This is a genomic window from Actinomyces urinae, assembly GCF_900119695.1.
Lineage (GTDB): Bacteria > Actinomycetota > Actinomycetes > Actinomycetales > Actinomycetaceae > Gleimia > Gleimia urinae.
The window spans coordinates 210,696-233,675 of record NZ_LT632547.1 but is presented as its reverse complement, the minus strand read 5'-3'; the positions used below and the strand labels follow the sequence as shown (position 1 = coordinate 233,675).

The 22,980-nt window shown below is 57.5% G+C and carries 21 protein-coding genes; all 21 read right to left on the bottom strand.

Features of this window, described 5'->3' with window-relative positions; genetic code table 11:
• Positions 1 to 8: 8 nt before the first annotated feature.
• The 21 genes from pyrF to aspS all read right to left on the bottom strand — a co-directional run bounded on the left by pyrF (position 9) and on the right by aspS (position 22,931).
• A complete protein-coding gene (gene pyrF, locus BQ7114_RS02365; RefSeq protein ID WP_072341462.1) occupies positions 9 to 851 on the bottom strand; it encodes an orotidine-5'-phosphate decarboxylase in 843 nt (280 codons plus the stop codon).
• A complete protein-coding gene (gene carB / locus BQ7114_RS02360; RefSeq protein WP_072341459.1) occupies positions 844 to 4,143 on the bottom strand; it encodes a carbamoyl-phosphate synthase large subunit in 3,300 nt (1,099 codons plus the stop codon). The genes pyrF and carB overlap by 8 nt, the downstream gene beginning before the upstream one ends.
• Entirely contained in the window at positions 4,143 to 4,625 is a 483-nt protein-coding gene (locus BQ7114_RS02355; RefSeq protein ID WP_072341456.1) for a carbamoyl-phosphate synthase domain-containing protein, read from the bottom strand. Before BQ7114_RS02355 ends, carB begins: the two co-directional genes overlap by 1 nt.
• Positions 4,622 to 5,923 (bottom strand): dihydroorotase, encoded by a 1,302-nt coding sequence (locus BQ7114_RS02350; protein WP_072341453.1) that lies wholly within the window; start codon positions 5,921 to 5,923, stop codon positions 4,622 to 4,624. Before BQ7114_RS02350 ends, BQ7114_RS02355 begins: the two co-directional genes overlap by 4 nt.
• Positions 5,916 to 6,887: an aspartate carbamoyltransferase catalytic subunit gene (locus BQ7114_RS02345; RefSeq protein WP_072341450.1), complete on the bottom strand. Its 972-nt coding sequence runs from the start codon at positions 6,885 to 6,887 to the stop codon at positions 5,916 to 5,918. The genes BQ7114_RS02350 and BQ7114_RS02345 overlap by 8 nt, the downstream gene beginning before the upstream one ends.
• A complete protein-coding gene (gene pyrR, locus BQ7114_RS02340; protein WP_070620195.1) occupies positions 6,887 to 7,423 on the bottom strand; it encodes a bifunctional pyr operon transcriptional regulator/uracil phosphoribosyltransferase PyrR in 537 nt (178 codons plus the stop codon). Before pyrR ends, BQ7114_RS02345 begins: the two co-directional genes overlap by 1 nt.
• A gap of 88 nt (positions 7,424 to 7,511) precedes the next feature.
• Positions 7,512 to 8,075, bottom strand: coding sequence for a transcription antitermination factor NusB (gene nusB / locus BQ7114_RS02335; RefSeq protein ID WP_072341447.1), 564 nt, complete (start codon positions 8,073 to 8,075; stop codon positions 7,512 to 7,514).
• Positions 8,075 to 8,638 carry an elongation factor P gene (gene efp, locus BQ7114_RS02330; protein ID WP_072341444.1) on the bottom strand — a complete coding sequence of 188 codons (564 nt, stop codon included), beginning with the start codon at positions 8,636 to 8,638 and terminating at the stop codon, positions 8,075 to 8,077. Before efp ends, nusB begins: the two co-directional genes overlap by 1 nt.
• A gap of 47 nt (positions 8,639 to 8,685) precedes the next feature.
• On the bottom strand, positions 8,686 to 9,198 hold the full coding sequence (locus BQ7114_RS02325; protein WP_072341441.1) for a shikimate kinase: 513 nt from the start codon (positions 9,196 to 9,198) through the stop codon (positions 8,686 to 8,688).
• Positions 9,191 to 10,255 (bottom strand): 3-dehydroquinate synthase, encoded by a 1,065-nt coding sequence (aroB, locus tag BQ7114_RS02320; protein ID WP_072341438.1) that lies wholly within the window; start codon positions 10,253 to 10,255, stop codon positions 9,191 to 9,193. The genes BQ7114_RS02325 and aroB overlap by 8 nt, the downstream gene beginning before the upstream one ends.
• A complete protein-coding gene (locus BQ7114_RS02315; protein WP_072341435.1) occupies positions 10,255 to 10,758 on the bottom strand; it encodes a shikimate kinase in 504 nt (167 codons plus the stop codon). Before BQ7114_RS02315 ends, aroB begins: the two co-directional genes overlap by 1 nt.
• The gene (gene aroC / locus BQ7114_RS02310) at positions 10,755 to 11,957 is read right to left on the bottom strand and encodes a chorismate synthase (protein WP_072341431.1); all 1,203 of its coding nucleotides are present in this window, start codon (positions 11,955 to 11,957) and stop codon (positions 10,755 to 10,757) included. Before aroC ends, BQ7114_RS02315 begins: the two co-directional genes overlap by 4 nt.
• A gap of 42 nt (positions 11,958 to 11,999) precedes the next feature.
• Positions 12,000 to 12,677 carry a prepilin peptidase gene (locus BQ7114_RS02305; protein ID WP_072341428.1) on the bottom strand — a complete coding sequence of 226 codons (678 nt, stop codon included), beginning with the start codon at positions 12,675 to 12,677 and terminating at the stop codon, positions 12,000 to 12,002.
• Positions 12,674 to 13,504 carry a shikimate dehydrogenase gene (locus tag BQ7114_RS02300; RefSeq protein WP_072341424.1) on the bottom strand — a complete coding sequence of 277 codons (831 nt, stop codon included), beginning with the start codon at positions 13,502 to 13,504 and terminating at the stop codon, positions 12,674 to 12,676. Before BQ7114_RS02300 ends, BQ7114_RS02305 begins: the two co-directional genes overlap by 4 nt.
• A gap of 1 nt (position 13,505) precedes the next feature.
• The gene (gene mltG, locus BQ7114_RS02295) at positions 13,506 to 14,879 is read right to left on the bottom strand and encodes an endolytic transglycosylase MltG (protein ID WP_083431703.1); all 1,374 of its coding nucleotides are present in this window, start codon (positions 14,877 to 14,879) and stop codon (positions 13,506 to 13,508) included.
• Positions 14,880 to 14,892: 13 nt separating this feature from the next.
• Positions 14,893 to 15,363, bottom strand: a complete 471-nt coding sequence (gene ruvX / locus BQ7114_RS02290; protein ID WP_230205947.1) for a Holliday junction resolvase RuvX — start codon at positions 15,361 to 15,363, stop codon at positions 14,893 to 14,895.
• Between the two features lie 5 nt (positions 15,364 to 15,368).
• Positions 15,369 to 18,044, bottom strand: coding sequence for an alanine--tRNA ligase (gene alaS, locus BQ7114_RS02285; RefSeq protein ID WP_072341418.1), 2,676 nt, complete (start codon positions 18,042 to 18,044; stop codon positions 15,369 to 15,371).
• A gap of 147 nt (positions 18,045 to 18,191) precedes the next feature.
• Positions 18,192 to 18,812, bottom strand: a complete 621-nt coding sequence (gene rpsD, locus BQ7114_RS02280) for a 30S ribosomal protein S4 (protein ID WP_072341416.1) — start codon at positions 18,810 to 18,812, stop codon at positions 18,192 to 18,194.
• Between the two features lie 114 nt (positions 18,813 to 18,926).
• A complete protein-coding gene (locus tag BQ7114_RS02275; RefSeq protein WP_072341414.1) occupies positions 18,927 to 20,267 on the bottom strand; it encodes a replication-associated recombination protein A in 1,341 nt (446 codons plus the stop codon).
• Between the two features lie 112 nt (positions 20,268 to 20,379).
• Positions 20,380 to 20,997 carry an L-threonylcarbamoyladenylate synthase gene (locus BQ7114_RS02270; protein ID WP_072341411.1) on the bottom strand — a complete coding sequence of 206 codons (618 nt, stop codon included), beginning with the start codon at positions 20,995 to 20,997 and terminating at the stop codon, positions 20,380 to 20,382.
• 161 nt (positions 20,998 to 21,158) lie between these two features.
• On the bottom strand, positions 21,159 to 22,931 hold the full coding sequence (aspS, locus tag BQ7114_RS02265; RefSeq protein WP_072341408.1) for an aspartate--tRNA ligase: 1,773 nt from the start codon (positions 22,929 to 22,931) through the stop codon (positions 21,159 to 21,161).
• Between the last annotated feature and the right edge of the window lie 49 nt (positions 22,932 to 22,980).

The window sequence follows — 22,980 nt, the reverse complement described above, 5'->3', positions numbered from 1 at the left end:
GGCATCCATTATGAGACGCCTTCGAGCGCGCTCATAATTTCGCGGTTCGTTGCCTTCAACGCAGTAGCCAGATCTTCCGGGTTAGGACCGGCTTTTAGCACCGCCCGCGAAGAAGACACCACGATGTTCAAACCGGCATCTTCAGGGTTAACGCTACCGCCCTGCGCACCAAATCCGGGCATCAGGATCGGCCCGGTATAGCCGGCTAGCGCCTCACCTACGACCTGTGCTCGGTCCGCTATAGTTGCCCCAATCACAACACCAAAAGAACCTACCTTTTGACCCGCATCAAACTGCTCGTTCTTTGCTCGCGTCCACTCAATCACCTGGCGAGCCACCGTCTTACCTTGCCCTACCGAACGCTGCAAAGTAGCACCCTGCGGGTTCGACGTCAGTGCGAGCGCGAACAGGCCCTTGCCATGCTCGGCCGCCAGCTGCGCGGTTTCATCGAAAGCTGCCGGCCCCATGTAGGGCGCAACCGTGATCGCGTCGGCCTCCAGCGGAGCGCCCTGCGGCAGATATGCCGCTGCGTAACCAGCCATCGTCGAACCGATGTCACCGCGCTTCACGTCCAAAATCGTGATTACGCCGCGTTCACGAGCGCTTTGCAACAGCTCCTCTAAAACCGCTACTCCCGCCGCACCAAAGCGCTCAAAGAAGGCCGACTGCGGTTTGATAGCCGCCGCCTCGCTCAACCCGTCAAGGGCGCGCTTCGAAAACTCTGACAAGCCATGCACGTTTACTGGTAATCCCCAGGCTTCAAGCAAACCAGCATGCGGATCAATACCCGCACAAACCGGCCCGCGGGTAGCCAGAGCCCTGCCTAGCCGCGTTCCAAAACTCTCAGGCATTCATCTGCCTCCGTTGCTCGCGTTCGCGGTCCCATTCTTGAAGGGACTTTACGTGTAGTTCTTCCGTCTGGGCCGCCTTGATAGCGCGCACCGCCGAGTTAAATGCCTGTAGCGTCGTGATCATCGCTTTCCCAGCCGACGTTGCTGCCGCGCGAATCTTGTAGCCGTCGCGGCGTTCCGACTCTCCCTGCGGCGTGTTAACGATCATGTCAACCTTGCCCGAATGAATAAGGTCAGTGATTGCAACACCACCCTCGCCGCGTTCGGACTCCTTGGCCACAACCTCCACGTCAATTCCATTTCGACGCAAAACCGATGCTGTACCCGTGGTAGCCATGATCTTGAAGCCCAGCTCAACCAGCTTTGAAGCCGGCAGAACAATACCGCGCTTATCCGCATCCGCAATCGAAATGAACACCGTACCGGAAGCAGGCAGACCACCATAGGCAGAAATCTGCGATTTCGCGTACGAGGCGGGGAAGGACTCATCAAGCCCCATGACCTCGCCGGTTGAGCGCATCTCGGGCCCCAGCAGGGTGTCAACGACCTCGCCGTTGCAATCACGGAAGCGGTCGAACGGGAGAACCGCCTCCTTAACGGAAATCGGCTCATCAAGGTCTTGGATCGATTGATCGTACGGGGGCAGGTCGCCTGCCTCGCGCAGCTGCGTGATGGTTTGCCCCATCTGGATCTTCGCTGCAGCTCGCGCAAGTGCCACGCCAGACGCCTTGGAAGCAAACGGTACTGTCCTGGAAGCACGCGGGTTTGCCTCGATCACGTATAGTACATCCGAGGCAAGTGCGAACTGGATATTCAACAGGCCGCGTACGCCAACGCCCTTCGCGATAGCCTCGGTCGATTTCACAATCCGATCGATCTGCCGTTCAGACAGCGACATCGGGGGCATAACGCACGCAGAATCACCCGAGTGTATACCGGCCTCTTCAATGTGTTCCATAATGCCGCCCATGAACAGCTCGTTACCGTCGTAGAGCGCATCCACGTCGATTTCAACGGCATCATCGAGGAACTTATCGATTAGCAACGGGCCGGTAGAAAATACTGCGGCACCCGCGTTTTGCAGGTACTCTGCCAGGCCTTCCTCTTCGTAAATGATTGCCATTCCGCGCCCACCTAAAACAAACGAGGGGCGTACGAGTACTGGATACCCCACCTCGCGTGCCGCCGCCAGCGCCGCGCTGGCCGTGGTAGCCGTCTTATGTGCGGGAGCGGGCAGACCCGCTTCGTCTAGAACACGGCCAAATGCTTCACGGTCCTCAGCCAGATTGATCGAGGCCGGTGTGGTACCCACAATCGGCATTCCCGCGCGTTCAAGCGCGTCCGCAAGTGACAGCGGGGTTTGCCCACCCAACTGCACCAGCACGCCCGCAATGGGTCCGGCCGCCTGCTCGGTTTCGAAAATTTCGAGCACGTCTTCGAGAGTGAGGGGCTCAAAGTAGAGACGATCCGAGATGTCATAGTCCGTGGATACCGTCTCGGGGTTGCAGTTCACCATGATGGTGTCGAAGTCCTCGCGTAGCGCCATCGTGGCATGCACACACGAGTAGTCAAACTCAATGCCCTGACCAATACGGTTCGGACCCGACCCCAGGATCATCACTGCAGGGCGCTCACGCTGCTCGATCTCCGAGACCTCCTCATACGTTGAGTAGTAGTACGGGGTTGCCGCGTCATATAGGCCTGCGCAAGTGTCCACTGCCTTGTACACCGGGTGAATATTGTAAGCGCGGCGGATTTCGCGCACCACCTCTTCTGGCATTGACCGCAAGGACGCAATCTGTGCATCGGAAAAACCGTGACGCTTTGCAACGCGTAGCACGCCTGCAGAAAGCGCCTCGGCGTCCATTATCTGGCGCGCAACCTCTTCCACCTGCTGGATTTGAGCAATAAACCACGGGTCAATAGCCGTTGCGCGATTAATCTGTTCCAAGCTGGCGCCACCGCGAATCGCCTGCTGCAGCTGCACCAGGCGGGTCTCCGTAGGCGTTGCTATCTGCTCCAGCAGTGCCTCCACCTCGCTCTCATCCGGAGCCGGCCCGTCCCAATGGAACGAAACCCCAGCTTTGTCGATGGAACGCTGCGCCTTAAGAAGAGCCTCGGTAAAAGTACGGCCAATCGCCATGGCCTCACCCACCGACTTCATGGAAGTGGTCAGCGTCTTGTCGGATGCCGGGAACTTCTCAAACGCGAAGTGCGGCACCTTCACCACCACATAATCAATCAGAGGCGCCTGCGCTGCAGTACGGTCAGGAGCAATATCTGACTGAATTTCCGCGAGGTCGTAGCCAATCGCTAGACGGGCTGCGATCTTTGCGATCGGGATACCCGTTGCCTTCGACGCGAGGGCCGATGAGCGCGAAACACGCGGATTCATCTCAATAGCAACGATGCGGCCATCCGCGGGGTTAATCGCAAACTGGATGTTACAACCACCCTGGTTCACGCCCACACCCTCAATGATGTCAGCGCCGATACGCACAAGCTCATCGATTTCGCTCTGCGTGAGGGTGAGAGCGGGAGCCACCGTAATAGAATCACCTGTGTGCACGCCCACGGGATCTACGTTCTCGATGGTTGTAACCAGCATCGTCTCGCCGGTGCGATCTCGGATCATCTCGAGTTCGAGCTCTTTCCAGCCCAGAATCGACTCTTCGAGCAGAACCTCGTTAGTGAGCGAATCGCGCAGGCCGTGCTCAACGAAACGCGTCAGTTCCTCTTGGGTGTGCGCAAATCCAGAGCCGAGGCCGCCCATCGTGAACGAGGGGCGAACCACCAACGGGTAGCCAAGCTCCTCGGCCGCATCAAGCGCATCCTGTAGCGAGTGGGCAATTCGCGACCTTGCCACCTCTGCGCCGCACCGCTCCACAACTTCTTTGAACTCGTCACGGTCCTCACCCGCACGGATCGTTTCCACACTGGACCCGATGATCTCAACGCCGTACTTTTCCAAGATCCCCGCCTCGGCAAGGTTCATCGCCGCGTTTAGAGCCGTCTGCCCGCCCAGGGTAGGCAGGAGAGCATCGGGGCGCTCCTTCGCAATGATTCGCTCAATAGAGCTGGTAGTAATCGGCTCCACGTAGGTGGCATCAGCCATGTTTGGATCCGTCATGATCGTAGCGGGATTCGAGTTCACGAGGATCACGCGCATGCCCTCTTCTCGAAGCACGCGGCAAGCCTGCGAGCCCGAGTAGTCAAACTCGCATGCCTGGCCAATGACGATCGGGCCAGAACCGATTACAAGAACGGATTTCAAATCATTTCTGCGTGGCATTAGTTGGCCCCCTTGACGCGGCTTTGCAAACAGTTCACGAGGTCGCGTGGAATGCGCTCGCCCTCTTCTAAATCATGGGAATCAATCACTGCGCCAGAGAAAACCCCCACGCGCAGATCAGGATTCTTCACCAACAGCTTGACGAGGGCTCGCGTATCGATCCCCTCAATACCAACCACGCCTGCCGCCCGCAATACCGGCTCAAGCTCAGCCTTTGACTGCCAGTTCGATGCGACCTTGGAAGCCTCGCGAGCCACAACTCCTAGTGCCTTCGGTTCAAACGCATCGGGTAGCCCTACGTTCCCAATATGCGGGGAGGCAAACAGAACGATCTTCCCCTCGTTATCAGCGCTGGCGAGCACACGTGGGTAGTCCGCTACAGATGCGTCGATCATAACGGGAGCGACAACTTCGCCAATCGCGCCAAATGCGCGGCCACTAAACACGTGACCATCTGATGTAACCAGAACCGCAATGCTCATCGTTCCTCCTCTACCGGCATGCCTTCACGCACTGTGATCTTGCCGCGGTAAACCGTGTACTGAACCTGACCCTTCAGCGTGTGCCCCAAATAGGGGTTATTGGTTGAGCGCGACCAGCCGTTTTCTACCACGCGCTCCACACTTGGGTCCACAAATGCAAGGTTCGCAAAAGACCCGGCCTCGATCGGCTGGCCCTGCTCGGTTGCAAGACCAATCTGCGCGGGCTTTTCAGACATGACACGCGCAATATCGCGCCAGTTCATACGCCCCGTGTCCACCATTGTGGTGATGAGGACGGGTAGTGCGGTCTCAATGCCGATCATGCCGAACGCGCCGGCCTGCCACTCGCAATCCTTCATCTCCAGAGGATGCGGCGCATGATCGGTACCAATCGTGTCCATCGTGCCATCTTCGAGAGCGTCACGCAGTGCCTCTACGTCCTCCTGCGTGCGCAGGGGCGGGTTCACCTTAAAGCGCGGATCGTACGAGCGTGCTTCTTCTTCGGTGAGGAAAATGTGGTGCGGCGTGGCTTCGGCCGTCACGTTGATTCCGCGGCGCTTAGCCTCGCGAATCTGCTCCACCGAACCCTTTGTAGACGCGTGCAGCACGTGGTAGCGCGAACCAACGTGATCCGTTAGGGCAACGTCGCGGGCAATAATCGCCTCTTCGGCAACGGCCGGCCAACCGGCCAAACCAAGCTCAGCAGAAAGTGGCGACTCATTCATTTGTGCGCCTTCGGTGAGCGCTGGATCCTGCGCATGCTGGGCAATCACGCCGCCAAAAGTTTTTACATATTCGAGGGCGCGGCGCATCAGCACGGGGTCGGCAACGCACTTGCCATCATCGGAGAATACTCGCACTGCAGCCTCGGACTTAGCCATAGCGCTCATCGAGGACAGCGTCTTGCCCTCCAAGCCAACAGTGACTGCACCAATCGGATGAACCTCTACCCAGCCGGCCTTGTCGCCAAGCATCTTCACCTGTTCTACTACCGAGGCGGTATCTGCAACCGGATTTGTATTCGCCATTGCAAACACACAGGTGTACCCACCTACCGCGGCGGTCCTCGTGCCCGTAAACACTGTCTCGGCATCCTCCTGACCGGGCTCGCGAAGGTGCGTATGGAGATCGACTAGGCCAGGCAGTGCCACAAGGCCCGTCACGTCAACCACTTCGGCCTCCGGAACCGCGCTACGAGCATCCTTTCCAACAGCGACGATCTTATTTCCACGAACGGCAATATCTGCGCTCTCTTCGCCGTACGGGCGCGCACCTACAAACAGGATTTCTTTAGACATTCAAACTCTCCTTAGCTGCCAGAAGCAGGTACAGCGCCGCCATGCGAACGCTCACCCCGTTATTTACCTGTTCCACGATTACCGACTGGGCCGAATCTGCCGCCTGCGCACAAATCTCCAAACCCCGATTGAGCGGACCCGGGTGCATGATCGCAGTGCGATTGCCAAGCCTTTCAAACCGTTCGCTGTCCAAACCATACGAGTGGTGGTATTCCTCCGCCGAGGGGAAGAACCCTCCGCCCGCCGCGCTCATCCTCTCGTGCTGGATTCGCAACATGATCACCGCGTCGGGATGAGTAGCAAGTGCCTCGTCAAAATCGTAGGTGACCTCGCACGGCCAGTTTTCAACGCCAACCGGAAGGAGGGTAGGCGGAGCAACCAGGGTTACACGCGCCCCGAGCATTGACATGAGTCCCACGTTGGAACGCGCCACTCGCGAATGCAGGATGTCACCCACGATGGCCACGTGTGCTCCCTCAAGCGTGGTGCCCGGCATTGCGGGGCGGCCCTCATTTGTGAAGTGACGGCGTAGCGTCATTGCATCTAGCAACGCCTGCGTGGGGTGCTGATGAGTGCCATCACCCGCGTTAAGCACCGGCAGGTCAATCCAACCGGCATGGGCCAGACGGTGAGCGGCCCCAGACGATCGGTGACGTACCACAACCGCATCTGCGCCCATCGCCTGCAGTGTCAACGCAGTATCTTTGAGTGACTCACCCTTAGAAACCGAAGACCCCTTTGCAGAAAAGCTGATCACATCAGCGGATAAGCGCTTCGCTGCAGCCTCAAACGACAGCCTAGTTCGCGTGGAATCTTCAAAAAACAGGTTGATGACCGTCTTGCCGCGCAACGTTGGGAGCTTCTTAACAGCTCGCGACTGGGTAGCCGCCATGGCCTCGGCAACGTCTAAAATGCGGATCGCTTCATCCTGGCTCAAGTCAGATATAGAAATGAGATGTTTCATCACGCCTCCCGGATTACTACGCGGTCAATGCCATCGATCTCAACAAGTTCAATATCGACGGATTCTTTTCGCGAGGTCGGCAAGTTCTTGCCCACAAAATCAGGGCGAATAGGGAGCTCACGGTGACCGCGATCAACCAGCGTGGCCAGCTTCACCGCTTGCGGGCGACCCAAATCAAACAGCGCATCAAGAGCGGCCTTTACCGTGCGTCCCGTGTACAAAACATCATCAACCAAGATAACGATCTTGCCGTCAATGCCCGATTCGGGGATAGACATCGGGTGGGGCGTTCTAATCGGATTACCCGCCAAATCATCGCGATACATCGTGATGTCAAGCGAGCCCACTTCAACCGGCGCGTTGCTAACCTCTCGCAGCCTTTTTGCTAACCGGTTTGCCAGGGGAACTCCCCTGGTTGGGATTCCGAGGATAACGAGATCTTCAGCGCCATCTGTGCGCTCGAGAATCTCGTAACAAATGCGCGAAACAGCGCGCGAAATCTGCCCCTCATCCAGAACAGTTTTCACCTGTGGCATGTGCCCCACCTTTCCCGCCTCACTGGACGGCTTTAAAGGATGAACTATAAAAATAATGCCCGAACCGCTACCGGCCCGAGCATCATTCTTACGGATTATTTAGTTGTTCACTCGCTTCGTCGAGCGCATTGGCAGCGGGTTCTTCCCCCGGGCCAAAGTCTTCCAGGTCGATGTCCTCACGTGGCGCCAAAGCCGCCGCAAGAGCATCATCTGTCTCGCGAACCCTGGCCGCGTCTTTCAACACGGCGTCCAAGATTGCGTTAACCACAGCTGGAGATTCGTCCGTAGAAATGTCCTTTGCCAGCGTTACGGCCTCATCAATCGCCGTAATCGGAGGCACATCTTCATTCCACACGATCTCCCATGCGCCCACCCGCAGGATCGCACGATCCGTGGAAGGCAAACGATCAAAGTCACGCGTAGTGGTGTGCAGAACCAAAAGTTCATCAAGCTCGTACAGGCGATCAGCTACACCCTCAACGACCTCAATAGCATACTCCGGAAGTGGCGTTTGCGCCGCCGTTACCTGCAGGCGTTCAGAAAGAATCTGGCGCAGGCCCTCCGGCGTTAGCTCACCCTTTTGGTCGGCTTCAAAAATTGTGTCCACTGCGCGCTTACGAGCGCGCGTACGTGACGTGATCCTACGAGACATTAGTCGTTGACGCGCCCCGCGTACTCGCCGGTACGGGTATCAATCTTGATGCGAGTACCCTGATCGATGAACAGCGGCACCTGCACCTCGTAACCCGTTTCAACCGTTGCCGGCTTCGTGCCGGCGTTCGAACGATCGCCTTGAACACCCGGCTCGGTGTAAGTAATCTCCAGTACCACGTTCGGAGGAAGCTCAACCGAAAGAACCTCGCCCTCATACATCGACACGATGGCCGGCTGGTTCTCAATCATGTAGTTCTTAGCGTCGCCAACAACCTCGCCGGTTACAAGAATCTGATCGTAAGTCGCAGCATCCATAAACACGTAGTCGTCGCCGTCCTGGTACAGGTACGTCATGTCGCGGCGATCTACCGTAGCGGTATCAACCTTCACGCCAGCATTGAACGTCTTGTCAACGATCTTGCCAGATAGAACGTTCTTAATCTTCGTGCGCACAAACGCGGGGCCCTTGCCCGGCTTCACATGCTGAAATTCGACAACCGACCATAGCTGGTTGTCGATCTTAAGAACCATTCCGTTCTTCAAGTCATTAGTCGTTGCCACAACTGTTCCTTACGTCTAGTTTTAGTTCCGATCTAGGATAACCCGTTTTAGGCGTCAAATGCGAGTACCCGCGCGGCCACGTGCTCTGGTTTAGACAGTGAGGTATCAATCACTAGATCAGCGAGCCCCTCGAAATCAGCGCGGTAAGCGGCCACCATCTCAGTAAAAATCTTGCGTGTTGGTCCCAGCGCGACAGATCGTGGAGCGTTCAGCCCCGTCCGGCGCATCAACGTAGAGATATCAGCGAATACCTCAACTACAAGCGCTCCCCCTGCGCGAAGCACACGCAGCTTCTCCGCCACCTTCTGCGTACGCACCACTCCCGGAGCCAAGGTTATGACGCCCTCGCGATCCAGCAGATCCATCGCCACCCGCAAAGCCGCCTCCTCGTACTGTGCTTCACCACGGCGAACCAAGAACTGCGAGTCGTCCTCTCCCATCAAGCTTTCAAACGACTCCTCAAAATTATGGAGCACAAGACCCGATTTGGCAGCGATGGCCCGGGCGATATCGCTTTTACCTGCACCCGAAACGCCAATCAGAATAATCGTGCTAGTCATCAACAACTCCCATTTTCAGTGCGGCCGCATGTAGCGTTGCAGGCTCAACTACCTGAACCAGCGTATGACCACTTTGCGTAGTAAGCACCATGCGCACCTGTCCCGAACGCACCTTCTTATCCGAGCTCATCACATCCAAAATCGTGTGCATACTGTCGCAGTGCCAACTCGTGGGAAGCCCCTGCGTGGCCAGTAACCGGCGTTGCTTGCCTAGCCAATCCTCATCCGCAAGTCCCAGCTGCACCGCCACGTGGGCGGCAAACACAATGCCGATCGATACTGCCTCGCCGTGTCGAATCTGGTAGCCAGAAACCTTTTCAATCACGTGCGCAAGCGTGTGACCGTAGTTCAAGATCTCCCGCTCGCCTGATTCCTTCAGATCGACTCCGACCACGTCGGCTTTAACCCGCACCGCCTTCTCCACCAGGTCAACAACTTGGGCGGACGTCTTTGTGATCGGCTCGGATGCCAGATCAAGGATAGTCTCATCGCGAATGAACCCACACTTGATGATTTCGCCTAAGCCTGCACGAAACTCCGCTTCGGGCAGCGTTGCCAGACAATCGGTATCAGCGATAACCGCAATCGGCGAGTGGAACGCGCCCGCTAGGTTTTTCCCATGCCGCGTATTGATTCCCGTTTTGCCACCTACCGCAGCATCAACCATAGCGAGGAGGGAGGTGGGCACCTGGAGCACTGAAACACCCCGTAACCAAGTGGCCGCAACGAATCCCGCTAAATCAGTGGTAGCGCCGCCACCAACCCCAACGATGAGGTCGCGCCTACCGATGTGGCAATCTCCTGCAGCCTCCCAGGCGGCAGACAGCTGCTCAACCGTCTTGCCGGACTCGCCATCTGCATGCACAAAATACGAGGTTGCAATGCCGGCCTGTTCCAGTTGTGCGCCGACCTCGCGCGCGATCTGGCGAACTGCCGCCGGATGGATAATAAGCGCCCGCGCATAATCGCGATCAAGACTGCCAGCCACCTGGTTAATGACGCCGGAGCCAACGACTACGGGATATTTGTGTTCCCCAAGAACTTCAACCACTCGCATTACTTCACCAACTCGTCAATAGCGCGCAACAAGATCCGCGCATTTTCTTCTTTCGACGCTTGTCCAAGCTTCACCGACGTGGAGGCCACCTGCTCATAAAGCGGACGTCGCCGACTAGATAGCGCCCGCATTCTTTGCTTCACATCGCCTTGTAACAGTGGGCGCGATTCACTCCTGCTTGCACGTGCAATCGCCTCATCTAGATCAATATCGAGAAACACAACCGGCCGGTTCTTCAAGAGGGCGCGATTCTCTGCGCGCTCCACGATTCCCCCACCCGTCGCAATAAGAGCTTCAGGCCCCGCCAGCGCGCCCTTCAACGCGTGTGTTTCTAAGGCGCGGAATACGTCCTCGCCCTCGCGAAAGAGGTCTGGGATTGAACGACCGCTCGCGGCTTCGACCGCCTCATCCAAGTCAACAAAGGGCAGACCCAAATGCTTTGCCGCGATCCTTCCCAGCCGAGATTTTCCACTTCCGGGAAGACCAACCAAAACTATGCTCATGGGTGCAGACGCTCGCTAACCCTACCGTTGTAGGCCTCAATCGCGGCGCGAATACGATCAACATAGCCGGTACCGAACATTTTTAGGATCTCGTTTGCGAGCGTTAGAGCCATCATGGACTCGCAGATCACTGCGGCCGGAACAATCTGGCTCGCATCAGAACGCTGGTGCAGAGCCGGAGCCTGCTGGCCAGTGGTCAGGTCAATCGTAGAACGCGCGCGCGGCACAGTGGATATCGGTTTGAAACCCACGCGAGCTAGGATCGGCTCGCCATTGGACATGCCGCCCTCGATGCCACCGGCCCGGTTAGAAAGCCGGCGGGGATCGCCTTCTACAACAATTTCGTCGTGAGCCATCGAGCCGGGCCGTCCCACCTGATCGCGGCCAATCTCCACTGACTTCGCCGATTGGATAGACATAAGAGCGCCAGCAAGGGCGGCGTCGAGTCGCTCATCCCACTGCGTGTAGCTTCCCAGCCCCACCGGCACGCCGTAGGCGGCTACCTCGGTAACTCCCCCGATTGTGTCTCCGCTCTTCTTCGCATGGTCTATCGCGGCGATGAACCGTGCCTGCGCATCTTCATCCAAGGTTCTTACCGGGCTGGCATCCAAACGATCTGCGTCTTTTGGGCGCGGAGCGGGAATATCCGCTGTTTCCGACCCTACCGCCACCACGTGCGAGACGATCTCAATGCCCGCCACCTGATGCAAAAACTGGCGCGCCACCAAGCCGAGTGCGACTCGCGTTGCGCTCTCGCGCGCTGAAGCTCGCTCTAACACTGGGCGCGCATCCTCGTGGTCAAACTTCATCATGCCCGCTAGATCCGCATGTCCCGGACGCGGCCTAGTAAGCGGACGATTGCGAGCCACCTCGCGTTCGTCGCCAGTGCCCGCGTCGATAAGAAGATCCTTCGGATCAACCGGGTCTGAGCTCATCACAACCTGCCATTTGGGCCATTCCGAGTTCGCGATTTCGATAGCTACGGGTGATCCGATGGTGAGGCCATGGCGCACTCCCCCAAGAATGCGCACGCGATCCTGTTCGAACTTCTGCCTAGCGCCGCGACCATGCCCCGCGCGCCTGCGCGCGAGCTCGTCAGCCAGCTTTTGGGTGCTTAGTTCAACGCCCTTGGGTACGCCATCAATAATGCCCACCAGGGCTTCGCCATGCGATTCGCCCGCACTCATCCACCTGATCATGGTTCCAGTGTTACACACCGGCGAAAATACCGGCGGTTAAAACTACCAGGGTGAGACAGCGCCACCCGTAACAAACCAAGCGATCAGACCTCCAGCGACCAGTGCTGGTCCGAACGGCACCGTTGTACTCCACGAGACCTTGCGAATCAGCAACAGCGCAAAAGCGTAGACGCCGCCAACAATAACCGCAGTGAGGAGTCCTCCAAACGCAACGCCAGCGCCGTACAAGCCCAGCCAGGCACCGATAATTGGAGCCAGTTTCACATCCGCGCGGCCAATCCCGCCTCCGAACGCGTAAAGCATCCAAAATGGTCCCAGCCAAATCAGTGCGCCCGCCACTATGCCCACAATCGAAGTGGTTTCATGCAACGCGAAAAATCTAATAAGAATACCAACTACGCCGCCAACAACCAATGAAATCATTGTGAGGAAGCTCAGCACGTTCGGTATCTTCTTCGTCCTGCCGTCAACCACCGCTATAAGGCTAAAGAGCCCCGCTAACGGAACGGTAGTCATCAAGAACGGGTCCTTTGTGCCAAACAGTGCGACAACAACCTGAGGAACAGCCGAGTAGAGCGCCAGTTCGGTGCGCGTAAGCGCACGCTTATCAGCTTTATGGAAATACGAGTCGAGATAGGTAGGGCCGCTGAATGCCGCCCACACTACAACCGCCACGCCCATGACGGCAGCGAGAACCCAGGTAATAATTTGCGTTGTCATAGGTTAGATAGCTTAGTCGCTTCTTGAAGCGCACTACGCATTTCTTCCACAGGCGCGCCGCGTCCAGTCATTAGCTCAACCTGCTGGCATGCCTGGTAAAGCAACATCGAGTAGCCGGAGACCACCACCGCGCCCCCTGCCTCGCCCGCTTGCGCGAGTTTGGAAGGCCAGGGATTGTAGGCGACATCAAGGAGGACGCTACCTGGCTTAGGCCGGAACTGCTTAGCCCAATGGTCACCGACACTGGCCGGTAGGGTCGATACCACGATGTCTGCTGCCGATAGTGCGGCCTGTGCACGCTCGCTATCGCGCCACGGAATGTGCTGCGTAGATACGCCCAACCGGGTTTCAGCCAAGCTTATCGATCCCGGCCCGCTAAACGAACGAGCAATCGTCTGGATTTGGCTCGCCCCTAGTTGTCCCAGTGCGGCTAATGTCGACGAAGCTGTGGCGCGGGCACCCAGTATCACTGCTCTCGTGCCCTTTTCTGTCTGTTTAGCCCGCGAAATCGCCTGCACAATCCCATACACGTCGGTGTTAAAACCCGACAGTACGCGAGCTGCGGGTACCACTGTGTTCACCGCTCCAACGGCCGCAGCAAGAGGTTCAATAGCGTCCAGATGTCTCATCACCGCTTGTTTCAGCGGCATCGTAACCGCCAAGCCAGCAACGTCCTCGCCAATCGAATCCAGAAAGGCAGGTAGATCATCAGATCCAACTTCGCGCCGCTCGAACGTCCAGGGCAGTTCGAGTGCTTCGTATGCTGCACGATGGAGGACAGGAGACAAGCTATGCTCGATCGGCTGCCCAATCACAAAAGCCCGCACGTTAGCACTTCCCCGGATTGTCCGTGCACCACTGGTCAAAGAGGGCCCGGTTCTTCTCCTGCTCTTCAAGAGTTGCGGCGAACTTCGTCTCACCCGTATCCAAATTGACTGTTACAAAGTACAGCCAGTCACCATCTGCGGGATTCAGCATCGATTCGAGGGCCAAGTCTGATGGGCTGGAGATCGGACTTGGAGGCAATCCCTTGTGTTTGTACGTGTTATACGGGTTCGACTCATCGGCAACTTCATTGGCAGTGGGAACACCGCCCACCTTGCCCACGCCGTAGAGCACCGTTGAATCCATGTTCAGATAACCCACAGTCTCTGCCTGGGGCTGCGTTAGACGATTCTCGATGACGCGTGCAACCATCGGGTAATACTGCTCGATGTTAACCTCGCGCTCAAGGATAGAAGCTTTAATGAGGAGCTCTTGACGCTGATCCTCCGGCACGCCTAAACCATCGAGTTTCGCCTTCATCGCTGTAACCATCTCGGCGATTACATCCTGCGGCGTATCATCACTGTGCACCTCGTAGCTACCGGGCGCTAGCCAACCTTCCGCGTCACCGTTGGCCTCCGCTGGCAAGCCTATGCCCGCCGCGTCCGACATCGCGGCTTCGACCTCGTCCGCACTGAAGTTACCGAAACTTGAGAGCCGTTCCACAACCTGCGCCTTGGTAAAACCTGGAGGAACAGTGACTGCATTTGAAGATCTATTAGACGGGTCGAGTAGTGCAGCCAACGCATCCACTGCGCGCATTTCCTTCTTGAGCGTATAGGTACCGGGCTGCAAAGAGTTTGCGGCCGCATTGTCCACCCACGCCTGCAAGAAAGCGTCCTCAGACTTTACAACTCCTAGCTTCACAAGGTTTGCGCCGATAGCGTCGCCCGAATCACCCGGGTTCACAACCACTTCAACCTCACCACTGCCAGGACCCGGATAGTCCAATGCACCGGTCTGAGAACGAGAACTCGAGATTGCACCCAAGGCAATGTAAACACACAGCGCGATAATAGCGAGCACAGCGGTAATAACCAGCGCGGTGCGGATCTTGGCGTTACGCCTACGCTTCAAAACGCGAGCACGTTCAGCAGCAACGCGACGGGATCTTGTGCCCGTGGTTAGCGGATCGTGTAGCAGATGCTCCTCGTGAATGCTCTGCACTCCCCTTGTGGATCTTGGCCCGGGCACATTTTGCGACTGCGGGGAAGGACCGCCCTCTTCGGCTTGACGGCGCTTTTCACGAGCCCGCCGGCGTTCTTCTTTACGCGCTTCTTCTGCTGCCCGCAACTGACGTTCTCGAAGAATGTCACGACGATTCGGGAACTCTTGGGGTTCACCATCGCCGTGCGGGTGGGGAAATTGGTCACTCACTGCCTTGATTCTCCTAGAACTTTCCGCGACTTACGGTCTCTCCGGGAAGCCTTCCCGTATTTTCCTCAAAGTCTATGGACGTTTCTAAAATAATAGCCGCTGCGAGCTGATCTACCTTGTCACCTCGCAGCCGATTTTCAATTCCTTGCGCTGCGAGGTCAGCGTGAGCCAAGTTTGTTGTTAGCCGCTCGTCAAAAAGACAAATGCGAGGGCGGTCCAGATCTGCCTTTAGCTCGTGAGCTAGTGTGCGGGCGGCTTTTGCCGACGCTCCAGACTTTCCTTTGAGATGCTTGGGGTATCCAATAACAATTTCAATCGGATTGAGCTCTTCAGCTATCTCAATCAGCTCGATGATGTGCCCACCGTACTTATCTACGTGCACATTAGTTTTTGGGAAAACGATCTGACCCGCAGGATCGGTGACTGCGACTCCGATTCGAACGGAGCCGTAGTCGATGCCCATCCTCGGGCCAGGTCGTTTCACCAAAGTTAACGCAGTTCTGACTCGATGGCTTCCTTGGCAAGCCCAGTTGCCTCCGGATCTTGGCCACCTCCCTGAGCCAGATCGTCGCGGCCTCCGCCGCCGCCCTTGAGAGCCTTCGCACCAATGCGCACGAGGTTGCCAGCCTTGACTCCCAAAGTCCTCGCCGAATCATTAGTTGCAACAACCACCTGGGGCCGGCCATTCACCACGCCGATACCCGCAACCACAGCTGGCTTGGACTCACCAAGGCGAGCACGAATGTCAGTTACGAGAGAACGCAAGGCGTCTGTGGATGGAAGCTCACCCAGATCCTCAATCACTGCCTGAACCGAACCGAGCTCGTGGACGCGGCCCGCGATTTCGCTCGCGCGAGCCAGAAGCTGCTGTTCACCGAGCTTCGCAGCGATCTTCTCGGCCTCCTTCAGCCTCTTCATAAGCGATTCGATGCGGCCAGGTAGCTCATCTGCGTTTGCTCCCATCATCGCTGACAGTTGCGAGACGATCGCGTGCTCCTTGGCTTGGAAACCATACGCCCCATCGCCTACGAGCGCGTCGATACGGCGCACGCCTGAGCCGATGGATGATTCTCCGAGCACCGCGATACGACCAATGTGGCCAGTGCTGGGCACGTGCGTACCCGCACACAGCTCCAGGGACCAGCCGTCACCAATGTTGACCACGCGCACTTCATTGCCGTACTTCTCGCCAAACAATGCCATAGCACCGAGGCCGCGAGCCTCATCTAGCGACATGATGGAGTCGGTAACGGTTAGGTCTTCAGCTAGACGCTGGTTGACGCGTTCCTCAATGCCATCCATAACGTCGCTGGGAACCTGCGACGGGTGGTGGAAGTCAAACCTCATCCGCGAAGGAGAGTTCTCAGAACCTGCCTGCGTGGCCTGTTCGCCGAGGAACTCGTGCAAGCCCTTGTGCACCATGTGCGTTGCAGTGTGTGCCCGAGCAATCGCAAGACGACGCGCATCGTCAATCTCCGCGATCGCAACTTCGTCAAGCGCGACCGTTCCCTCCAGCAGTCGACCGCGGTGCACTGCAAGCCCCTTCACTGGCTCCTGCACGTCGTGTACGTCAATCAGAGCGCCAGAGGCCGTACGAATCGTGCCGTGGTCAGCCAGCTGACCACCCTTCTCGGCATAGAACGGAGTGGTATCCAAAACGATCTCAACGTCGGCGGGAGCTGACGCAGCCGGAAGGCCATTGCCGTCCACAACGATGCCCGCGATCTTCGACTCGATCTTGGAGTCCGTGTACCCCACAAAACGGGAGTTGCCACCGAGGTTGTGCTGAATGTCGTGGTAAATACGCGAATCCACGTGCCCGCTCTTCTTCGCCAGTGCATCGGCACGGGCACGGGTTTTCTGCTCCTCCATTAGCTCGTGGAAACGCGCCTCATCAACATCGACACCCTGTTCACGAGCCATCTCAAGCGTGAGGTCGATCGGGAAGCCGTAGGTGTCGTGCAGACGGAATGCGTCCTCGCCAGAAAGCTTCGAGGCGCCCTTCTTAGCCTTATCCACCGCGGTGTCTAGGATCGTGGTCCCCGAAGACAGCGTGCGCCTGAACGACTCTTCCTCGCTGTAAGCAACGTCAGCGATGCGGCTCCAGTTTGTCTCTAGCTCTGGATACGAGCTCTTCATAACGTCACGAGAAACCGGCATGAGAGTTGGCATAGTCGCCTCGTCCACACCCAGCAGACGCATAGAGCGAATTGCGCGGCGCATGATTCGGCGAAGCACGTACCCACGGCCATCATTGCCAGGAATAACACCATCGTTGATGAGCATCATTGCCGAACGCACGTGGTCCGCGACGATGCGCATGTGCACGTCGTGTTCCGGATTATCGCCGGTGTCATACTTGTAGCCGGACATCTCCTCCGCCGCGGTAATGACCGGGCGCACCTGGTCTATCTCGAACATATTTGGCTTGTCTTGAAGCACAAACGCGAGGCGTTCCAAACCGGCACCGGTATCAATAGCCTTCTCGTCCAGCTCCCCAAGGAGTGGGAAGTCAGACCCCGTGCCCTCGCCGCGCAAGTACTGGTCAAACACGAGGTTCCAAACCTCCAGGTAGCGATCACCACCCGGATCCACAGTTCCACCAACGGCCTCGGGGCCAAATGCGGGGCCGCGATCGTAGTGGAACTCCGCGCAAGGCCCAGCCGGGCCAGGCTGACCGGTATGCCAGAAAATATCTTCACGAGGTAGCTGAACAATATGCCTTGGGTCCATCCCAATGTGCTTGGTTAGGTGATCGTAAGACACGTCGTCCTGATCCCAAATCGTCACCCACATGCGATCGCCGTCGAGGCCATACAGGCCGTCTTCAACACGGCCGGTTAGAAGCTCCCACGCGAAGTCAATAGCTCCCTCTTTGAAGTAGTCGCCGAATGAGAAGTTGCCATTCATTTGGAAGAACGTGCCGTGACGAGTGGTACGACCAACGTTTTCAATGTCATTGGTGCGAATGCACTTTTGCACGGATGCAGCCCGCGGCCACGGGGCCTTCTCGGTACCAATAATGTACGGAATGAACGGAACCATGCCCGCGATCGTGAACAGGATCGACGGATCGGGAGAGACCAGTGGAACCGACGGGCGGATAATATGGTCGTTCTTCTCAAAGTACTGAAGCCAACGCTTCGCAATCTCAGAAGTTTGCATTCTGATCCTTGTGGGGCTCGAAGTTTAAATCAATGCCAATAATACGCAGTTTTTGCGCGCGGCTGGAAACTGGAATCGCATACCGCTAACTAGTACGCATGTACTGCAAGTGCCCCGGCAAAACCGGGGCACTTGAAAAGTTAAGGATTAACGCGAGTAGTATTCAACGACCAGTTGGTCTTCACAAACTACCGGAATCTCTTCGCGTTGCGGCAGGCGAACCAGAGTTGCACGCAGACGTTCAAGGTCAACCTCAAGGTAGCCCGGTACTGCCGGGAGCACGTCGCGGTGAATGCCCTGCGCCGCAATCTCAAACGGCGTGGTGGTCTGGGACTTCGGCTTAACCTGGATGGTCTGACCCGGCTTCACGCGGAACGACGGACGGTCGACGATCTTGCCATCAACGAGGATGTGGCGGTGCACCACGAACTGGCGGGCCTGCGCAATGGTGCGAGCAAAACCAGAACGAAGTACGAGCGCATCGAGACGCTGCTCGAGGTGCTGCACGAGGTTCGAACCGGTGATGCCTTCCATACGGAGGGCCTCTTCGAATGCGCGACGCATCTGTGCCTCACGCAGACCGTACTGTGCGCGCAGACGCTGCTTCTCCTTCAGACGAACCGCGTAGTCGGAATCTTGACGACGACGGGCGCGGCCGTGCTGGCCGGGGCCGTACGGGCGCTTTTCGAAGTAGCGTGCTGCCTTCGGGGTTAGTGCAACGCCAAGGGAGCGCGATAGGCGCACCTGGCGGCGTGAGCTCTGTGCCATGTGGAATTCCTTCCTGTTTCTTCAAAACGAATCGCGTAGTCACCTACGCGGGGCCACCTCTGCGCAATGCGTGGGCTAAGACCCCAGGGTGTTGCTTTTTGCAACCTTCGCAGTCTAACGCATTTTTAAGCGTTTACGCACGTTCTCGAGCCGTTTAGTGATGCTTGCCTCAAAGCCGTTGGCCGTGGGCTCGTAGTACTGCGTGCCTTCCAGTTGATCCGGCAAGTATTGCTGAGCTGCGATCGAGTAGGGCTCATCGTGCGCGTACACGTAGCCGTTTCCGTGACCAAGCTTCTTCGCACCCGCGTAGTGGGCGTCGCGAAGGTGTTTTGGCACCGGCCCGGCCTTACCCGCGCGAATATCAGCAATAGCGCGATCAACAGCAAGATATGAGGCGTTAGACTTCGGCGCTGTAGCGATTGCGATAACTGCTTGCGACAGCAGTATTCGCGCCTCCGGCATGCCAATCATTTGCACTCCCTGAGCGGCCGCAACAGCGGTTTGCAGCGCTGTTGGATCAGCCATACCAACATCCTCAGATGCGCAAATCATGATCCGCCGGGCAATAAATCGTGGATCCTCCCCCGCCTCAAGCATGCGCGCCAGGTAATGAACGGCGGCGTCGACGTCAGATCCACGCATGGATTTGATGAACGCGGACGCCACGTCGTAATGCTCATCCTCCCCGTAGCGTACGAGGGCGGCGTCAGCGGCACGCGATACGTGATCGAGCTCAATCGCTCGGCTGTCACTGTCAATAGCGTTCGCAGCCGCGGCCTCCAATATCGTAAGCGAGCGGCGAGCATCAGCGCCGGCTAGGCGCACCAGTAGTTCGAGCGCCTCCTCATCTATTCCCACGCGCCCGTCCAGACCGCGCGCATCGCTCAATGCCCGGCGCACAAGGGCTTCTATATCGTTATCTTGCAACGGCTCTAGGGTAAGCAGAATCGAACGAGAAAGCAGTGGGCTGACAACTGAAAATGACGGGTTTTCCGTGGTTGCAGCCACTAGGGTAACCCAGCGATTTTCAACAGCGGGGAGCAGGGCGTCTTGCTGGGAGCGAGAGAAACGATGGACCTCGTCAATAAACAAAACGGTTTCCACGCCGGTTGCGCCCAAGCGTCGCTTAGCCGATGCGATTACAGCCCGCACTTCTTTAACGCCGGCATTTACCGCCGAGATTTCCTCAAAATGACGTCCCGACAGGCGAGCAATCAAATACGCCAGCGTCGTCTTCCCCACCCCCGGCGGACCCCAAAGGATCAAAGAGGACACGGCGCGCGAGGAATCCGCGGGCGCAAGGAGGCGACGTAACGGAGACCCCTCCTTCAATAGGTGGTCTTGACCGAGTACTTCCTCAATCGAGCTTGGCCTCATTCGCACCGCCAGCGGAGCGGCCTCACCGGCCTTTGGGATCCCAATCGGATCCATATTCGCCGCCTCAAAAATGTCCATAACCCCAACCCTAGTTGTTCAACATTGCCAGCGCGAAGTTGTATCCCCTGCCCGCCTACCGATTTTGCGCAGACAAAAGGAGGGCGCTATCCGCGCCCTCCTCCATGATTGATTAGTCGAACAGATCTGTTGATCCTGCGCCCTGGCGAACAACCTCGGGACTGCCGCTGGTGAAATCAATAACAGTTGTTGCTCCAGCGTTGCCAACCGGGCCACCAAGAACCATGTCAACGAGATGGCCAACGCGATCATTCACCGCCGCTGGATCCCAAAGCGCCTCGTCCTCGCCCGGCATAATCAGCGTGGAACAAAGCATGGGCTCACCCAGAGCCTCGACTATGGACTGCGTGATCTTGTGGTCGGGAATGCGCACACCCACGGTCTGCTTTTTCTTATTCAACGTCTGACGGGGCACTTCCTTGGTGCCGCGCAAAATGAACGTGTAGGGGCCCGGAGTTAACGCCTTAATAGTTCGAAACGCCTTGTTGTCCACAATGACGATGTGGCCAAGTTGCGAAAAGTTATGGCACAGGAGGGAGAAATTGTGCTTCTCATCAAGGTGGCGGATCTGGCGAATCCTGTCCAACCCGTCCTTGTTACCCATTGTTGTTGCAACGGCGTAACCAGAGTCGGTTGGGAGCGCGATAACTCCCCCATCTTTCAGTAGTTCAACCGCCTGATTAACGAACCTAACTTGTGGGTTTTCCGGGTGAATCTCAATGTATGCCATAGCTCATTGTAATCACTTCGTTACCTATAACGCGCGCGATCGAGTGGATTTGCGAGAGCACTTTGAAGGAGTGTACATATTAATGCTCCCCACTCCGAACGGTTTCCCGTCCACCCAGTGGGGAGCATTTTAAGTCAGCCGGCACGCAGCAGCGCTTGCGGCTAGTCCTCTTCGTCCTCTGGCTTCCAGTCCACGCCTGTCTCTGCGCGTTGCTCGTCTGGAATCGGCGCCGGAGCCTGGGTCAACGGATCGTAGCCGCCGCCTGACTTCGGGAACGCAATCACGTCGCGGATCGATTCTGACTTGGTAAGGAGTGAGACGATACGGTCCCAGCCAAATGCGATGCCACCGTGCGGCGGAGCGCCAAACTTGAATGCGTCGAGCAGGAATCCGAACTTCTCCTGGGCCTCTTCCGCGCCAATACCCATCACCTTGAATACGCGCTCTTGCACGTCGCGGCGGTGAATACGAATGGAGCCGCCGCCGATCTCATTGCCGTTGCAGACAATGTCGTAAGCGTAGGCGAGGGCATTACCCGGATCCTCCTCGAAGTTATCGATCCAGTCAGGGTTTGGAGACGTGAACGCGTGGTGAACCGCAGTCCACTTCGAAGAGCCGAGATCCACGTCATCATCCAGCCCGGCTTCCTTGAACAGTGGGGCATCAACAACCCACACGAAAGACCAAGCATCTTCGTCGATGAGGCCGGCGCGTTTACCCACCTCAAGACGGGTGGCGCCAAGCAGGGCCCGGGCCTCCGCCGGTTTGCCCGCACCAAAGAAGATACAGTCCCCCGGCTTTGCACCGGTAGCCTCCATAAGGCCAGCCCGCTCCGCCTCGGAAATATTCTTCGCAACGGGGCCGCCAAGCTCACCCTCGTTGCTGATCGTCACGTATGCTAGGCCGCGCGCACCGCGTGAACGCGCCCATTCTTGCCATTTGTCGAACGTGCGGCGCGCCTGTGAACCCCCGCCGGGCATTACGACCGCGCCGACGTATTCGTTTTGGAACACGCGGAAGGGAGTGTCCTTGAAGTACTCCGTCAGGTCAACGATCTCTAGTCCGAAACGCAGGTCCGGCTTGTCCGTACCGTACTTCTCCATCGCATCCTTGAACGTCATGCGTGCAATTGGCGTTTCAAGGTCGTAATCGATGGTCTTCCACACGGCTTTGAGGACGTCCTCGGCAACTGCGATTACGTCTTCCTGGTCCACAAATGACATCTCAATATCGAGCTGGGTGAACTCCGGCTGACGGTCCGCACGGAAATCCTCGTCGCGGTAGCAGCGCGCGATCTGGTAGTAGCGCTCCATGCCGCCAACCATGAGTAGCTGCTTGAACAGCTGCGGGGACTGCGGGAGTGCGTACCAAGAACCGGGCGCGAGGCGGGCAGGAACGAGGAAGTCACGCGCACCCTCTGGCGTTGAACGCGTCAGCGTTGGAGTTTCGATCTCAACAAAATCATGATTGTCGAGGACGGAGCGTGCCGCTTTAGACACTTCGGAACGCAAACGAATCGCATGCTGCAGCTTGGAGCGACGCAGGTCTAGGTAGCGGTAACGCAGACGTGTTTCTTCTCCTACCTTGCCCGAGTCATCCGCATGGTCTGACACCTGGAACGGCAGTGCGGCCGCAGTGTTCAAGATCTTGACGTCGTCACCGAGCACCTCGATCTCACCGGTCGGGATGTTCAAGTTCTCGTTGCCCTCGGGACGTAGCGACACCTCACCTGTAACCTGCAGGACAAATTCGGAGCGAAGCTGGTGCGCAACTACCTCATCACGCACGACTACCTGCGCCACTCCGGACGCATCTCGCAAATCAATAAATACAACCCCACCGTGGTCGCGGCGGCGGTCAACCCAACCTGCCAAGGTAACAACTTGGCCAGCCAGTGACGCGTTCAAAGACCCAATATTGTGTGTACGCAGCATTCGGCGTTCCTTTCAGATTTAGCGGCACCGCGAGACGGGCGGGCGCGAC

Coding starts and splice junctions, on each gene's coding strand:
- BQ7114_RS02315 (WP_072341435.1), bottom strand. CDS start 10,758: ATGAGCATAGTTTTGGTTGGTCTTCCCGGAAGTGGAAAATCTCGGCTG.
- rpsD (WP_072341416.1), bottom strand. CDS start 18,812: ATGGCACAGAGCTCACGCCGCCAGGTGCGCCTATCGCGCTCCCTTGGC.
- aroB (WP_072341438.1), bottom strand. CDS start 10,255: ATGCGAGTGGTTGAAGTTCTTGGGGAACACAAATATCCCGTAGTCGTT.
- BQ7114_RS02270 (WP_072341411.1), bottom strand. CDS start 20,997: ATGGCATACATTGAGATTCACCCGGAAAACCCACAAGTTAGGTTCGTT.
- BQ7114_RS02325 (WP_072341441.1), bottom strand. CDS start 9,198: ATGACTAGCACGATTATTCTGATTGGCGTTTCGGGTGCAGGTAAAAGC.
- pyrF (WP_072341462.1), bottom strand. CDS start 851: ATGCCTGAGAGTTTTGGAACGCGGCTAGGCAGGGCTCTGGCTACCCGC.
- nusB (WP_072341447.1), bottom strand. CDS start 8,075: ATGTCTCGTAGGATCACGTCACGTACGCGCGCTCGTAAGCGCGCAGTG.
- alaS (WP_072341418.1), bottom strand. CDS start 18,044: ATGCAAACTTCTGAGATTGCGAAGCGTTGGCTTCAGTACTTTGAGAAG.
- aroC (WP_072341431.1), bottom strand. CDS start 11,957: ATGATCAGGTGGATGAGTGCGGGCGAATCGCATGGCGAAGCCCTGGTG.
- BQ7114_RS02275 (WP_072341414.1), bottom strand. CDS start 20,267: ATGGACATTTTTGAGGCGGCGAATATGGATCCGATTGGGATCCCAAAG.
- aspS (WP_072341408.1), bottom strand. CDS start 22,931: ATGCTGCGTACACACAATATTGGGTCTTTGAACGCGTCACTGGCTGGC.
- BQ7114_RS02355 (WP_072341456.1), bottom strand. CDS start 4,625: ATGAGCATTGCGGTTCTGGTTACATCAGATGGTCACGTGTTTAGTGGC.
- BQ7114_RS02350 (WP_072341453.1), bottom strand. CDS start 5,923: ATGTCTAAAGAAATCCTGTTTGTAGGTGCGCGCCCGTACGGCGAAGAG.
- carB (WP_072341459.1), bottom strand. CDS start 4,143: ATGCCACGCAGAAATGATTTGAAATCCGTTCTTGTAATCGGTTCTGGC.
- BQ7114_RS02305 (WP_072341428.1), bottom strand. CDS start 12,677: ATGACAACGCAAATTATTACCTGGGTTCTCGCTGCCGTCATGGGCGTG.
- BQ7114_RS02345 (WP_072341450.1), bottom strand. CDS start 6,887: ATGAAACATCTCATTTCTATATCTGACTTGAGCCAGGATGAAGCGATC.
- pyrR (WP_070620195.1), bottom strand. CDS start 7,423: ATGCCACAGGTGAAAACTGTTCTGGATGAGGGGCAGATTTCGCGCGCT.